14 protein-coding genes are annotated in these 12,934 nt (G+C 49.7%); 7 read left to right on the forward strand and 7 right to left on the reverse strand.

Annotated elements, in window-relative coordinates; genetic code table 11:
- Positions 1 to 226: 226 nt before the first annotated feature.
- The 6 genes from potF (at position 227) to rlmC (ending at position 6,175) form a co-directional block, all read left to right on the forward strand.
- Positions 227 to 1,339 carry a spermidine/putrescine ABC transporter substrate-binding protein PotF gene (gene potF, locus A9B99_RS18025; protein ID WP_064599925.1) on the forward strand — a complete coding sequence of 371 codons (1,113 nt, stop codon included), beginning with the start codon at positions 227 to 229 and terminating at the stop codon, positions 1,337 to 1,339.
- 153 nt (positions 1,340 to 1,492) lie between these two features.
- Entirely contained in the window at positions 1,493 to 2,626 is a 1,134-nt protein-coding gene (gene potG / locus A9B99_RS18030) for a putrescine ABC transporter ATP-binding subunit PotG (protein WP_156519095.1), read from the forward strand.
- A gap of 10 nt (positions 2,627 to 2,636) precedes the next feature.
- Positions 2,637 to 3,605, forward strand: coding sequence for a putrescine ABC transporter permease PotH (potH, locus tag A9B99_RS18035; protein WP_074388834.1), 969 nt, complete (start codon positions 2,637 to 2,639; stop codon positions 3,603 to 3,605).
- Complete coding sequence (gene potI, locus A9B99_RS18040) at positions 3,605 to 4,450, forward strand: putrescine ABC transporter permease PotI (protein ID WP_036107653.1); 846 nt, start codon at positions 3,605 to 3,607, stop codon at positions 4,448 to 4,450. Before potH ends, potI begins: the two co-directional genes overlap by 1 nt.
- Positions 4,451 to 4,517: 67 nt before the next feature.
- On the forward strand, positions 4,518 to 4,991 hold the full coding sequence (locus A9B99_RS18045; RefSeq protein WP_064599928.1) for a YbjO family protein: 474 nt from the start codon (positions 4,518 to 4,520) through the stop codon (positions 4,989 to 4,991).
- 59 nt (positions 4,992 to 5,050) lie between these two features.
- Positions 5,051 to 6,175: a 23S rRNA (uracil(747)-C(5))-methyltransferase RlmC gene (rlmC, locus tag A9B99_RS18050; RefSeq protein ID WP_064599930.1), complete on the forward strand. Its 1,125-nt coding sequence runs from the start codon at positions 5,051 to 5,053 to the stop codon at positions 6,173 to 6,175.
- A gap of 68 nt (positions 6,176 to 6,243) precedes the next feature.
- On the opposite strand, the gene A9B99_RS18055 is transcribed toward rlmC, so the two are convergent.
- From A9B99_RS18055 to A9B99_RS18080, 6 genes are all read right to left on the reverse strand, one after another.
- Positions 6,244 to 6,972 carry an arginine ABC transporter substrate-binding protein gene (locus A9B99_RS18055; protein ID WP_064599932.1) on the reverse strand — a complete coding sequence of 243 codons (729 nt, stop codon included), beginning with the start codon at positions 6,970 to 6,972 and terminating at the stop codon, positions 6,244 to 6,246.
- 162 nt (positions 6,973 to 7,134) lie between these two features.
- A complete protein-coding gene (gene artM, locus A9B99_RS18060) occupies positions 7,135 to 7,803 on the reverse strand; it encodes an arginine ABC transporter permease ArtM (RefSeq protein WP_064599934.1) in 669 nt (222 codons plus the stop codon).
- On the reverse strand, positions 7,803 to 8,519 hold the full coding sequence (gene artQ / locus A9B99_RS18065) for an arginine ABC transporter permease ArtQ (RefSeq protein WP_064599936.1): 717 nt from the start codon (positions 8,517 to 8,519) through the stop codon (positions 7,803 to 7,805). The genes artM and artQ overlap by 1 nt, the downstream gene beginning before the upstream one ends.
- A gap of 8 nt (positions 8,520 to 8,527) precedes the next feature.
- Positions 8,528 to 9,259 carry an arginine ABC transporter substrate-binding protein ArtI gene (gene artI, locus A9B99_RS18070; protein WP_064600267.1) on the reverse strand — a complete coding sequence of 244 codons (732 nt, stop codon included), beginning with the start codon at positions 9,257 to 9,259 and terminating at the stop codon, positions 8,528 to 8,530.
- Positions 9,260 to 9,278: 19 nt separating this feature from the next.
- On the reverse strand, positions 9,279 to 10,007 hold the full coding sequence (gene artP / locus A9B99_RS18075; RefSeq protein ID WP_064599938.1) for an arginine ABC transporter ATP-binding protein ArtP: 729 nt from the start codon (positions 10,005 to 10,007) through the stop codon (positions 9,279 to 9,281).
- Between the two features lie 226 nt (positions 10,008 to 10,233).
- Complete coding sequence (locus A9B99_RS18080; protein ID WP_064599940.1) at positions 10,234 to 10,725, reverse strand: lipoprotein; 492 nt, start codon at positions 10,723 to 10,725, stop codon at positions 10,234 to 10,236.
- Between the two features lie 195 nt (positions 10,726 to 10,920).
- On the opposite strand from A9B99_RS18080, the gene A9B99_RS18085 reads away from it, so the two are divergent.
- Positions 10,921 to 11,748, forward strand: coding sequence for an N-acetylmuramoyl-L-alanine amidase (locus A9B99_RS18085; RefSeq protein ID WP_414855557.1), 828 nt, complete (start codon positions 10,921 to 10,923; stop codon positions 11,746 to 11,748).
- A gap of 115 nt (positions 11,749 to 11,863) precedes the next feature.
- Here A9B99_RS18085 and A9B99_RS18090 read toward each other — a convergent pair whose 3' ends face one another.
- Positions 11,864 to 12,874 (reverse strand): NAD-dependent epimerase/dehydratase family protein, encoded by a 1,011-nt coding sequence (locus tag A9B99_RS18090; protein ID WP_064599945.1) that lies wholly within the window; start codon positions 12,872 to 12,874, stop codon positions 11,864 to 11,866.
- Positions 12,875 to 12,934: the final 60 nt, after the last annotated feature.

Below are 12,934 nucleotides of genomic sequence, written 5' to 3' on the forward strand. Positions count from 1 at the left end.
ATTGATGCCTAAAAAATTGAAAAAAGGCGCTTTTTAATTTCCTCCCACCATCTAAATCCTGGCTACATTTACACTGCGTCATGACTTGTTACTTGACTGGCGCATGTGAGAGGTTTTTTTACGTCAACATGACAAAGTATGCATGAATATTGCATCAGGTAAATGGCCTGATTTACTCGACGCCATGCAGGGCGCGAGTTTACCCTTTATTCAGAAGGAATAAGATATGTCCCGCCAAAGTAAAAAATGGTTGTCTGGTTTGGTGGCTGGCGTTCTGATGGCTGCTTCTGCCTCAACGCTGGCCGCGGATGGAAAGACGCTGCATGTGTATAACTGGTCGGATTATATTGGGCCGGATACCGTAGCCAACTTCACCAAAGAAACCGGTATTAAAGTCGTTTACGACGTTTTTGATTCAAACGAAGTGCTTGAAGGTAAGCTGATGGCAGGCAGTACCGGGTTTGACCTGGTGGTTCCCTCAGCAAGCTTTCTGGAACGCCAGTTGATGGCTGGTGTGTTTCAGCCCCTGGATAAAAGCAAACTCCCGAACTGGAAAAACCTTGATCCGGCGTTGTTAAAGCTGGTCGCCAAACATGATCCCGGTAACAAATACGCTGTACCTTATATGTGGGCGACCACCGGGATTGGCTACAACGTAGATAAAGTTAAAGCGGTACTGGGCAAAGATGCGCCAGTTAATAGCTGGGATCTGGTGCTGAAACCAGAAAACCTCGAAAAATTAAAAAGTTGTGGTGTTTCTTTCCTGGATGCACCAGAAGAAATTTTTGCAACAGTGCTGAATTATCTTGGCAAAGATCCGAACAGCTCTAATGCATCTGACTACAGTGGTGCAGCAACTGACTTGTTACTGAAATTGCGTCCAAGTATCCGCTATTTCCACTCTTCTCAATACATCAATGACTTAGCAAATGGCGATATTTGTGTGGCGATTGGCTGGGCAGGGGATGTCTGGCAGGCTGCTAACCGGGCGAAAGAAGCGAAAAACGGCGTGCATATCTCATACTCAATTCCGAAAGAAGGTGCTCTGGCGTTTTTTGACGTCTTCGCGATGCCCGCTGATGCGAAAAATAAGGATGAAGCTTACCAGTTCCTTAATTACCTGATGCGCCCGGATGTGGTGGCCGATATCAGCAACCATATCTATTACGCTAACGCCAACAAAGCTGCAACGCCGTTGGTGAAGGCTGAAGTGCGTAATAACCCAGGTATTTACCCGCCGCCAGATGTTATGGCAAAACTGTTTACCCTTAAGGTTCAGGACCCCAAATTGGATCGTGTAAGAACACGAGCCTGGACTAAAGTTAAAACTGGTAAATAAGTCAGTAAGTTAATATAACGAGGCATTGCACCTTTTTAGTGCGCAACAGGGTGCAATTGCCTCAAAAAGATGCAAGCTGTGTTATGCATCGCGAACCAGTAAATTGTACGCCTGTTGGCGTATAAGTATGAGATTTGCCGGAGAGCACAATCAGTGAACGATGTCATTCCCCGCCCACAAGCGAAGAGTAGTAAGGCGTTAACGCCATTACTGGAAATTCGGAATCTGACAAAATCCTTCGATGGCCAGCACGCTGTCGATGATGTCAGTTTGACTATCTACAAAGGTGAAATTTTTGCACTGCTTGGGGCTTCAGGCTGTGGGAAATCCACGCTGCTGCGTATGCTGGCTGGGTTTGAGCAACCAACAGCCGGGCAAATTATGCTTGATGGTGTCGACCTGGCCCATGTGCCCCCTTACCAGCGCCCTATTAATATGATGTTCCAGTCTTATGCTCTGTTCCCGCATATGACGGTGGAGCAGAACATTGCGTTTGGCCTCAAACAGGACAAGTTACCCAGAGCGGAAATTACCAGCCGGGTGGAAGAGATGTTGAGCCTGGTGCACATGCAGGAGTTCGCCAAACGTAAACCACACCAGTTATCCGGTGGGCAGCGTCAGCGTGTTGCGCTGGCACGGAGCCTGGCGAAACGCCCTAAATTATTATTGCTCGATGAACCAATGGGGGCCTTGGATAAAAAACTGCGTGACCGTATGCAACTGGAGGTGGTGGATATTCTGGAACGTGTTGGCGTGACCTGTGTGATGGTAACCCACGACCAGGAAGAAGCGATGACTATGGCCGGTCGTATTGCCATTATGAACCGTGGCAAGTTTGTTCAAATTGGCGAACCAGAAGAGATTTATGAACACCCGACCACAAGATATAGCGCGGAATTTATTGGTTCTGTGAATGTATTTGAGGGCATCCTGAAAGAAAGCCAGGAAGACGGCCTGGTTATCGATTCTCCAGGGTTGCGCCATCCGTTGAAAGTGGACCCGGATGCTTCTGTTGTAGAAGGCGTGCCCGTCTGGGTGGCTCTGCGCCCGGAAAAAATTACCTTGTGTGAAGACCCGCCAGCGGAGGGTTTTAACTTTGCGGTAGGGGAAGTCGCGCACATTGCTTACCTGGGGGACCTCTCTATTTACCATGTGCGTTTAAGCAGTGGGCAGATGATTAGTGCCCAGCTACAAAATGAGCACAGGTACCGGAAAGGAATGCCTACCTGGGGCGATGAAGTAAAGCTTTGCTGGGATGCGGATAGCTGTGTCGTCTTGACCGTTTAGGAGTTGTACTATGAGTAGCTATACTGAGCCCACATCAACATCCTCGGGTCGCTCCCAAACACCCCCCGGTCCATTACGCCGCTGGTTAGGAAGGGTGCAAATGTCCCATGGACGCAAACTGGTTATTGCCTTACCTTATCTGTGGCTGTGCCTGTTGTTCATGTTGCCATTTTTAATTGTTTTCAAAATAAGTCTTGCCGATATGGCTCGCGCCATACCGCCTTATACTGACCTGGTCAGTTGGGCAGACCAGCAGCTTTCGGTATCGATTAATCTTGGTAACTTCCTGCAGTTAACTGATGATCCACTGTATTACGAAGCCTATCTGCAATCGTTACAGGTTGCGGCGGTTTCAACAATCTGCTGCTTACTGTTGGGTTACCCGCTCGCCTGGGCCGTGGCACACAGCAAAACGTCTACCCGTAATATTTTGCTGTTGTTGGTCATCTTACCTTCCTGGACATCATTTCTTATTCGTGTTTATGCATGGATGGGAATTTTGAAAGAAAACGGGGTATTGAATAACGTGCTGTTGTGGTTGGGGGTGATTGACCACCCGCTGACTATTTTGCACACCAACCTTGCGGTGTATATCGGAATTGTTTATGCCTATTTGCCCTTTATGGTGCTGCCTGTTTATACCGCGCTGACGCGAATGGATTACTCCCTGGTTGAGGCTTCACTGGATCTTGGCGCAAAACCGTTGAAAACCTTTTTCAGCGTGGTGGTTCCGCTGACCAAAGGCGGCATTATTGCCGGTTCCATGCTGGTGTTTATTCCGGCTGTTGGGGAGTTTGTTATCCCTGAACTTCTGGGTGGCCCGGACAGCATTATGATTGGCCGTGTCCTGTGGCAGGAGTTTTTCAATAACCGCGACTGGCCTGTTGCTTCTGCTGTCGCGATTACAATGCTGGTGGTATTGATAGTCCCCATTATGTGGTTCCACAAATATCAGAACAAAGGCATGGGAGGACATTAATGAATACGTTACCTGTCGTACGTTCTCCATGGCGTATTTTTATCCTGGTCGTCGGGTTTACCTTCCTGTATGCCCCGATGCTGATGCTGGTCATTTACTCATTTAACAGTTCGCAACTCGTGACTGTCTGGGCAGGCTGGTCCACGAAATGGTATGGCGAAGTGTTTCGTGACACTGCCATGATGAATGCCGTTGGGTTGAGTTTGTCCATTGCTGCGTTATCCGCCACAATGGCCGTCGTGTTGGGAACGATTGCCGCTGTGGTGATGGTGCGTTTTGGTCGTTTTCGTGGCTCAAATGGCTTTGCGTTTATGCTCACCGCACCACTGGTCATGCCGGATGTGATTACCGGGTTGTCACTACTGTTGCTGTTTGTGGCAATGGGTAGTTCACTGGGCTGGCCGGGCGAACGTGGCATGATGACCATCTGGCTGGCACATGTAACATTCTGTACCGCATATGTCTCAGTGGTGATAAGTTCGCGTTTGCGTGAACTGGATCAGTCCATTGAAGAAGCGGCCATGGACCTGGGAGCCACGCCACTCAAAGTCTTCTTTGTGATAACTGTCCCCATGATTTCACCCGCCATCATTTCTGGCTGGTTGCTGGCCTTCACGCTGTCACTGGATGATCTGGTGATTGCCAGCTTTGTTTCCGGGCCTGGTGCTACCACACTGCCGATGCTGGTGTTCTCCAGTGTTCGTATGGGAGTTAACCCGGAAATCAATGCTCTGGCATCAATTATTCTCGGTGTTGTGGGGGTTATTGGCCTGATTGCATGGTGGTTTATGGCAAGGGCTGAAAAACAACGTATGCGTGATATCCAGCGTGCAAGGCAGCACTGAAAGACCTAAAATCAGTGGGATAGAGGCGTGCTGTTACAACAGCATGTACTGACAAGGGAACGAGGTTGTGGATATTTTGAGCAAATACCCCGCTGGTCAGGCAAAACTGAATGTGCCCACACTGGTTTATATTGCCGCGATTGGCATTATCACCACCCGGTGTCTGGATGTCCTGATGCTGTTTAACACACTGGGTGTCCAGGGAAGTATTGATTTCATACAGCGCAGCGTCCAGACCTGGGCGCTGACGCTGATTTTCTTTGCCAGCCTGGTCTTGCTCTTTATTGAAATACGCTGCGCTTTCGTTATCTTGCGTGGGCGCAATTGGGGGCGCTGGGTTTTTTTGGCAACTCAGATAATCTCTTCTGTGTATTTGTGGTGCGCCTCACTGGGGTGGGGATACCCTGAGTTATTCAGCATTCCAGGTGAAAGCAAAAGTGCCATTCTGCATGGGTTGTTTATGCAAAAACTACCCGATTTGTTGGTTCTGGCACTGCTGTTTGTGCCGCTGCGTAGCCGGCGTTTTTTTCGGGTTCACTAAGCAGCAGGTAGCCTCATGACGTGGTAGAATCCCGTTCCGCTTTTTTCCAGGGTTTTTTTATGCAGTGCGAACTCTATGCTGAAGGGCATTGCCACTCCTGCCAGTGGCTGATGCTTCCGCTTGCTCAACAACTTGAAAAGAAAATGGCGCATTTGCGCGCGCTGCTCACTGCTATGCCGGTTGGTCAGTGGTGTCAGCCGGTCAGTGGTGCTGAGCAGGCGTTTCGCAATAAAGCCAAAATGGTGGTGAGTGGCAGCGTTGAACGCCCCATTCTTGGGGTTCGTAACCGTGATGGCAGTGTGGCTGACCTGGCGGATTGTCCGCTGTACCCGGCTACTTTTGCCGGGGTTTTTGCGGTTATTAAACCGTTTATTGCCCGGGTTGGCCTCACGCCCTATAACGTTGAACGGCAACGAGGCGAGCTGAAATATGTGCTACTGACACAAAGCCAGCATGATGGCAGCCTGATGCTGCGTTTCGTGTTGCGCTCTGCGGCTAAAATTGCCCGCCTGAAACAGGAACTGCCCTGGCTGCAGGAACAGGTCCCCCAGTTACGTGTGATTACAGCTAACATTCAGCCGGTACATATGGCCATTATGGAAGGGGAAGAAGAAATTCTGTTAACCCCGGAAACCGCTTTGCGTGAAGTCTTTAATGGAGTGCCATTGTGGATCCGCCCGCAAAGTTTTTTCCAGACTAACCCACAGGTTGCCAGTGCATTGTATGCCACCGCCCGTGACTGGGTGCGCGGCTTACCTGTACAACATATGTGGGACTTGTTTTGTGGTGTGGGTGGGTTTGGTCTGCACTGCGCTACGCCACAAATGCACCTGACCGGAATAGAAATCGCCCCGGAAGCAATAGCCTGTGCACAGCAGTCAGCACAAGAATTGGGACTCAAGTACGTCGATTTCCGGGCGCTGGATTCTACCGCCTGGGCCACAGGACAGCAGGCGGTACCGGATCTTGTGCTGGTTAACCCCCCAAGGCGCGGAATTGGCCCTGAACTGTGCCGTTTTTTAACTGATATGGCTCCGGGTTTTATTGTCTATTCCAGTTGTAACGCGGTCACCATGGCCGAAGATATTCGCCGCCTTGCTGGCTACAGTATTGAACAGGTTCAGTTATTTGATATGTTCCCGCATACAGCACATTATGAAGTTCTGGCATTGCTACGCCGCTGAAGGTCTGTGCGGGAAATAAAAAACCGCTGCACATAAGTAACAGCGGTTTTTCTTGTGCTGCTACCGGTTTATTGCGGGAACCATTTATTACTGATTTTTTGGTAAGTCCCGTCTGCTTTTATGGCGTCCAGTGCTGTATTCAGTTGTTGCAGCAGAGCCGTGTTTTGCGGGCGAACGGCAATACCTAAGCCGGTGCCAAAATATTGTGGATCAGTGACATGCTGGCCTACTGTTGCCAGTTCCGGGTTTGATTTCAGCCACTCATTTACCACCGCTGTATCACCAAAGACACCATCCAGGCGGCCATTTTTCAGGTCAATGATGGCATTCTGGTAACTGTCATAAGCCACGGTTTTAATCTCAGGGTGTTTTTCCTGCAGATATTTCTGGTGAGTAGTCCCGTTTTCCATGCCAATCCGTTTGCCTTTTAAGTCTGCAAAGCTGGTGAACTGGCCTTTTTTGGCAATCACTACAGCAGAGTTAGCGTAATACGGCTGGGTAAATGTGACTTGTTTACTGCGTTCCGGCGTGATGTCCATGCCGGAGATAACCGCATCAAACTTACGGAACTTAAGTGACGGGATAAGGCTGTCGAATGCCTGGTTGGTAAAGGTGCAGTCTGCCGCCATTTTTTGGCATAAAGCGTTGGCCAGGTCGATATCAAAACCAACAATATGGTTATTGGCATCTAAGGATTCAAAAGGAGGGTAGGTGGCAGAAAGCCCAAAGTTAATTTTTTCTGCTGCGCTAACCTGGAAAGCACTGGCCATCATGGCAACCAATAACCATTTTTTCATTGTGTGTTGCTCCTGTCTGTCATTGTTTTTTTATGTTCGTGATAGCGGGAGTATTATCCATAATGAATTTATATGCAATTAAAATGTATAATTAGTTATTTTTATGGGTAAGAAAAAGGCGACTCTGAGCCGCCTTTTTCTCTGACTGAAAATATCCAAAACTTAATTACGGCGTTCGAAAGCCAGCGCGCGGCGTTCGATTACACGCATCAGTAATGTAAGAATACCATTTACTATCAAATAGATGACTCCGGCTGCACCAAACACCATGACATCATAGGTGCGGCCATACAACAGTTGGCCATAGCCCATTACTTCCATCAGTGTGATGGTATAAGCAAGTGAAGTGCTTTTGAATACCAGAACCACTTCGTTGGAATACGAAGACAAGGCGCGTTTGAAGGCGAATGGCAACAGAATTGCCAACTGGTCTTTACGGCTCATACCCAGTGACTGGCAGGATTGCCACTGCCCGGCAGGGATTGCGCGAATTGCACCATAAAATAGCTGCGTGGTGTAGGCCGCACTGTTAAGTGACAATGCCAGCATGGCGCATAGCCACGGCTCGGACAGTAAATGCCATAACACCGGGTAGTTTTGCAGTGAAGGAAACTGGCCTGGTCCGTAGTAGATAAGAAAGATCTGCACCAGCAAAGGTGTACCGGTAAACAACGTGATATAGCCACGTACCAGCAGTGACGCAATCGGCGTTTTCAGCGTTAAAATAACCGTGAAAACCAGCGACAGAGCGAGAGCCAGAATAATTGAAGCAGCAGTCAGAGTCAGACTGGTGTGCAGGCCTTTTAATAACTCAGGTAAATAAGCAAGCATTATTCCGGCCTCCGCTCAAAACGTGTCGCGCGCAGGTCAATACGCTTGAGAACATACTGGCTTATCAGTGTGATGACCAGGTAGATAGCGGCCGCAATAATGTACCAGGTGAAAGGCTCCTGAGTGCGCGTGGCAATACTACGGGTTTGCAACATCAGGTCGTTAACACTTATCAGTGAAACTAAAGCCGTGTCTTTAAGCAGAACCAGCCACTGGTTGCCTAAACCGGGAAGGGCATGGCGCCACATTTGCGGCATTACAATGCGGAAAAAGATGGCCGCTTTGCTCAGCCCCAGCGCCTGGCCCGATTCACGCTGGCCTTCTGGCACGGCTTTCAGTGCGCCACGTAACGTTTGTGAGGCGTAAGCCGCATACAACAACGACAGGGCAATGACCCCACACAGGAACGGGCTGACATCAAAGTTCTCAATCTGCACCTGAATATGGAGTTGGGTTAATCCAAGCGGCAGGGTAAAACCATCTGAGAGCGTCAGTAACAGTTGGGAAGCGCCGAAATAGACAAACAACACCACCAGAATTTCCGGCAGGCCACGCAACAAAGTGACTAATCCGGACGCCAGCCACGAAACAGCACGCAGGCGTGATGACTCAAGCACTGCAAACAGCATCGCCAGAGCAAGGCCAACAACCAGTGCACAAACGGCAAGGCCGACGGTCATCCCGGCGGCGCTTGCTAAAGGAAACATTTCGTTCATTCAGTTGATTACTTCTGGAACCATTTGTTGTAGATGGCGGTGTATGTTCCGTCAGCTTTTACTTTGTCCAGCGCGGCGTTGAATTTCTGTTGCAACTCGGTATTACCCATACGAACAGCAATTCCCAGGCCTGTGCCAAAGTAGTCTTTATCTGTCACTTTATCGCCCACCGCTGCAAGTTTCGGGTCTGCTTTCAGCCATTCGGTGACGACTGCAGTATCACCGAATACTGCGTCAATCCGGCCATTTTGTAGATCCAGTTTAGCGTTCTGGTAGCTGTCGTAAGGTACAACCGTGATTTCCGGATGTTTATCCAAAATAAATTTCTGATGCGTGGTACCGTTCTGCACACCCACTTTTTTGCCTTTCAGTTCAGCAATTGTGGTGTATTTACCTTTCTGGCCAACAAACAGTGCAGAGTTGTCGTAATAAGGTTTGGTGAACAGCACCTGTTTTTCACGTTCAGGAGTAATATCCATCCCGGCCATCACTGCATCAAAACGGCGGAATTTCAGGCTGGGGATCAGGCTGTCAAATGCCTGGTTGGTAAATGTACAGGTTGCATCAATTTGTTTGCACAATGCATTAGCCAGATCAACATCGAAACCAACGATTTTGTTGCTGGCATCCATAGACTCAAACGGAGGGTAGGAGGCTTCTGTTGCAAAACGGATTGTCTGTGCTGCAGTTGCAGAAAGGCTCAGGCTGGCAAGCAGCGTGGCAATAATTACTTTTTTCATTGTCATTTCCCAAACAACATCAGTGAGAGAGATACTGTTTAAACGCATCGGTTTGCGGCTCGCTAAAGCAGGACGCATCGCCTTGTTCAACAATGTGGCCATTTTCCATATACACAACACGGCTGGCCGTTTTACGTGCGACTTCCACTTCGTGGGTCACGATGACCTGAGTGATCCCCGTTTCTGAAAGCTCACGAATAATACTGACTATCTGCGCTGTAATTTCCGGGTCTAGCGCGGCAGTCGGTTCGTCAAACAACAAAACCTGTGGTTCCATCATGAGTGCCCTGGCAATGGCAACGCGCTGTTGCTGACCACCAGATAAATGTAATGGATAGCGGTCACTGTACGGGGTAAGGCGCAAGCGGTTAAGAAGCTTTTCCGCTCTGACGCGGGCTTCATCTTTACTCAGGCCTAACACCCGGCAGGGGGCTTCAATTAAGTTGTGCATCACAGACAGATGCGGCCACAAATTATATTGCTGAAACACCATACCCACATTCTGGCGTAACAGGCGAATTGCCATGTCACTGGGAGTCCTGGTGAAATTAAACTGGTTGCCTGCAATGTTCAGCGTCCCGGAACGTGGCATTTCCAGCAGGTTAAGTACCCGCAGCAGTGAACTTTTGCCTGCACCACTCGGGCCAAGCAGCACCAGCGTTTCGCCCTGAGGGCAATCCAGGGTGATATCGAACAGCGCCTGATGCGCGCCGTAGAAGCAATTAATGCTGTTTAGTTGAATACTCATGCGAAGCAGTCGAATAGCTATTGAGGCCGCAAATAGTAACGTTCACAGAATACTTATGCAATATTTATGGGTTAAAACTTAAATTCAACTGGGTAGTCTGGATAAATGTAGCATAAGATAGCGGGGTCAGGGGGAGGTGAGTATAAATGTCGGTCATTTAACAAAATGCCAGACTATTTATACGGTTTACTTTTCCTGACCCGCAGAGATTGGCCGCCGGCTACAGTTAGTGGCGTTCAAGTGACTGGCGAAGAGTTCCTGCGACCGCCGTGCTGGACGGAGTCAGGTAACGAACGTCATCCACTACCCAGCACTGGCCTTCACGCACCATCAGCACTTCGTCTTTACCTTCGTTTGTTCCTTGCTTAATAGTTACACGCAGTGGGATGTTTTGCGCATCACTATTGGGAATGGTTGAAGCGCTGGCAACACTTGCGCTGTCCGGGGCAGGAGTAAAACTGGAGAATTTAAGCGTACTGTTCTGCTGCTGTACCCGTTGCCACAGATTGTCGCTCAGGTAAGGGCGTAACCCGGCAATATCAGTTGCACTATGGTGATTTGCCCGATAATCGTAAAATTGCTGTGCGACGCTGTCCGGGCCGCCATCTGCACATGGACCCACGCGAGTGCTGGTATCCTTAATGGCTGGGGTCACAGTGGTACAGGCGCTGAGAACCAGCGTACTGGCGAGAGAGATACCGGCCAATGTTTTACGCATTATTATTTCCTTATGTATTTTGAAAACGGATGTGAACAAATATAACTCTTACAGAGAATAGCTTGTTCCGTGTTATTCGGTTGGTGCAGTTGTGCTAAGAGCGTAAGATAGTTGTCCTTAACAGGATGTTTTTCCCCGGTATTCACTCCTTTTGGGGAAACAAAAGTGAACAATGGCAGGAATGATGCAGTCATGATGAAGGCATTTATTTATTTTTCGCTGGCGCTGTTACTGGTGAGTTGCCGTGGCAATAATGACATTGAAGACCGGGGTTCCTACGAGGTTAATACCAGCCAGCATGCTTATGCTGCTTTCCCCCGTGTGCACATACTGGTGATTCATTACACCGCTGGTGATTTCGATACATCCCTGAGCACACTGGTTGGCAATAATGTCAGTGCTCACTATTTAATTGCGCAAGAACAACCCAAGCCGGGTGATAAACCGTTGGTGTGGCAACTGGTTCCTGAAAGTGATATTGCGTGGCATGCCGGGGTCAGTTACTGGCGCGGTACTACCCGGTTAAATGATGTTTCTGTTGGGATTGAGCTGGAGAATGCCGGGTGGGTGCGGGAACATGGCGTGAAACGTTTTGCCCCTTTTCCTGTTATGCAGATTAATGCCTTAATCCCTCTGGCGCGCGATATTATTCAGCGCTATCACATCAAGCCGCAAAATGTAGTGGCCCACGCAGATATCGCACCGCAACGTAAACAAGACCCCGGCCCGTTATTTCCATGGGAAATGCTGGCACACGAAGGCATTGGCGCCTGGCCCGACACGGCACGGGTTACGGTCTATCTTGCCGGGCGCCCCGCCTGGCAGCCTGTCCCCATGCCCGAAATGCTGGCGTTGCTTTCACGCTATGGTTATGAAGTGACGCCCGGGATGAGCGATGCAGAACAACACCGGGTAGTGGCTGCTTTCCAGATGCATTTTCGCCCGGCAAAGTATGATGGCAACCCAGATGCCCAGACCGAAGCAATTGCCCGCGCATTACTGGAAAAATACCCGCATCACTAATGGCTTTTGTATAAGCACGGGCGAGAAATGATACGCCCGGCCGCGCCATAAAACCAAAGCGCGCAATCCATAAAAGCTGCGCGCCAGTTGGTTAATGAGAGAATAGCAAAAAACGTTAACGCAACCGCCCATGGTCTTTTAGCCATTCAGCAGTCAGGTGGATGCCTTCATCAAGAGAAATAACCGGCTGGTAGCCCAGTTCTGTTGCCGCCCGCTGTGTATCTAGTGTGAAATCAAAATTGAGTTTGGATACGCCGTAGTGAGTCAACGCAGGTTCACGCGACGCTTTATTGCCAAAACGTTCCATACCGCGGGCAAACATATCCAGCATGGGGTAAGGCACTGAACGAATTCGGCACTTTATACCCAGTTCATCAATCAGGCGTTGCACGATTAACCGTAATGGGCGAGCTTCCTGATTAGTAATATTGTACGCCCGCCCGGATGGCAGTTTGTCACAGGCTTCACTGCTTGCCAGCCACATGGCATGCACCGCGTTTTCCTGGTAGGTCATATCCACCACAGCATCGCCGCCGCGCGGCAGCAAAATACTGCCATAGTGGCGCATCATTTGTACCAGCCGGGGGAAAAACACTGTGTCATGGGGCCCGAACAGGCTTTGTGGGCGTAAAACCGTAAAGCGGGTTTGCGGGTTGGACTGCGCAAGGTGATGAATGACATCTTCGGCCGCCGCTTTACTACGGGCAAACTCGTTGGCATAACGCACCGGGCGAAAATCTTCATGTACGTTATGGTGGTGGTGGTAATCGAAATAGAGTGAAGGTGAGGAGATATGGACAAAATTCCGCACGCCCCAGGCTACAGCCCATTCACCCAGGCGACGGGTCGCCCGGACATTCGCCAGATCAAAAGCATCCTGGGTGCCCCATGGGGAGGTAAAACTGGAGCAATGCCACAGGGTATCGACCCCTGCAAGCATCGCTTTTGCCTGCGAAGAGACGAGGTCTGTCAGGTTGGCATGGATAAATTCTGCACCCAGTTTTTCCAGCAGTTGCCCCATGGCTGCGTTGGTTCCTGTGGCACGTACACTGACACCTTTGTGGCGCAGGTATTCCACCGCATTTCTGCCCAGGCCACTGGTTGCACCTGTGATCAGTACCTTCATGTAAACTCAGCTTTCTGTTGAAATGACGTGCGCATTTTTCCGTGAAAAGCGCACACATGC

Origin of the sequence: Mangrovibacter phragmitis, from assembly GCF_001655675.1 — a bacterium.
GTDB lineage: Bacteria > Pseudomonadota > Gammaproteobacteria > Enterobacterales > Enterobacteriaceae > Mangrovibacter > Mangrovibacter phragmitis.